This window comes from Antrihabitans cavernicola, assembly GCF_008297975.1.
Classification (GTDB): domain Bacteria; phylum Actinomycetota; class Actinomycetes; order Mycobacteriales; family Mycobacteriaceae; genus Antrihabitans; species Antrihabitans cavernicola.
Window position 1 is genome coordinate 1 of sequence record NZ_VLNY01000037.1, and the last position, 1555, is coordinate 1555.

Below are 1555 nucleotides of genomic sequence, written 5' to 3' on the forward strand. Positions count from 1 at the left end.
ACTCAGACGAAACTGAACGCGAGGTGACAACCCAGCTTGTTGGACGTGATCCGGTCCCGGAATGTCAGGCCGCGGGGCTGATCTCGACGTGGTAGCCGAGCTCTTCGAGCTGCCGTTGTAACAGCCTCTTCCGGGCCTCAGGCTCGTCACGGCGGGTGTAGTAATCGGTGCCAAGGTCGATGTAGTCCACCTCGTCGTGCAGGACATGCCAGACGATCACCAGGATCGTGTGCGCGATCGCGACCGCGGCCTTCTTGCCGCCCGACTTGCCGAACCGTCGATGAAGCCGCCGAAACCGCGCGCCCAACCGTGTCTGTGTCCGTGCGACCGCCCACGCGGCCTCCACGAGCACTGCGCAGAGTTGCGGGTTGCCGTTACGAGTCGCTGTCTTCTTTCGTTTGCCGGCGGACTCGTTGTTGCCGGGGCACAGCCCCGCCCACGAGGCGAGGTGATCGGCCGTCGGGAACCGGGACATGTCCACCCCGATTTCGGCGATGATCGTCTGTGCGGCTCGCACACCAATACCCGGAATGGTCATCAGCAGATCTCGGTGCCGCGCGAAGGGCGTGACCGCTTCCTCGATCCGAGCCTCCAGCCGCCCGATCATCACGTTGAGCTGATCGATGTGGTCCAAGTGCAAGCCGGCCAGCACCGCATGATGCGCGGCGAACCGGCCAGCCAGAGCCATCGTCAGGTCCGGGATCTTCTTACGCAGCAGCCCACGCGCAAGATCGGCCAGCACCGCCGGATCACGCTCGCCGGCGATCAACGCCGTTATCATCGCCCGACCCGACACCCCGAGCGAATCCGAGGCCACCGAATCCAGCTTGATCCCGCCGTCTTCGAGCACCTTGTGCAGCCGCTGGGTCTCCCGGGTGCGTTCCTCGGTCAACTTGCGTCGGTACCGCGTCAACTCCCGAATCGCGGCGATATCAGCCGGCGGGATGAAGCTACCTCGCAGCAGACCCACCTCGCACAACTGCGCCAACCAGACCGCATCGTTGGCATCGGTCTTGCGACCCGGCACGTTCTTCACGTGACGCGCGTTGCACAGCACGATCTCGAAGCCATCGAACTCGGCCAGGGCATGGAACACCGGCCGCCAATACACGCCGGTCGCCTCCATCGCCACGTGCGTAACCCGTTCGGCGCGCAGCCATTCCGCCATCTCCAGCAACGCCCCATAGAACGTCGCGAAACGTCGCACCCGCTGAATACGCGCTTCGCCACCGCTGGACTCGCTATCCGGGGCACGCACCGCGACCGTCACCTGCCGCTTGTGCACATCGATACCGGCCACCCTCGAGAACAAGATCTCCACGTCAACGCCTCCCACACTCGACCGAACAGAGCGCGTCACCCGCGGAGCCCACGATCAAATACGAAACTCAGACACGCGCTCACAGCAGCAACCCGGAGTACCTCCCGGTGCGGACTCCAGCGTCACTCTTCAATACGGACTTGAAGATGCCAATCTGCACCGACGTCAGCGGTGACGCACCACCAGTTTCAACCACCCGCGAGCGCCCCGACAGGGGCATAAATCTCTTCAATG

The 1555-nt window shown here is 63.9% G+C and carries 1 protein-coding gene; it reads right to left on the reverse strand.

Annotated features, from left to right (window positions below; all coding sequences use genetic code 11):
- Positions 1-64: 64 nt before the first annotated feature.
- Positions 65-1321, reverse strand: a complete 1257-nt coding sequence (locus FOY51_RS27020; protein WP_149433362.1) for an IS110 family RNA-guided transposase — start codon at positions 1319-1321, stop codon at positions 65-67.
- Positions 1322-1555: the final 234 nt, after the last annotated feature.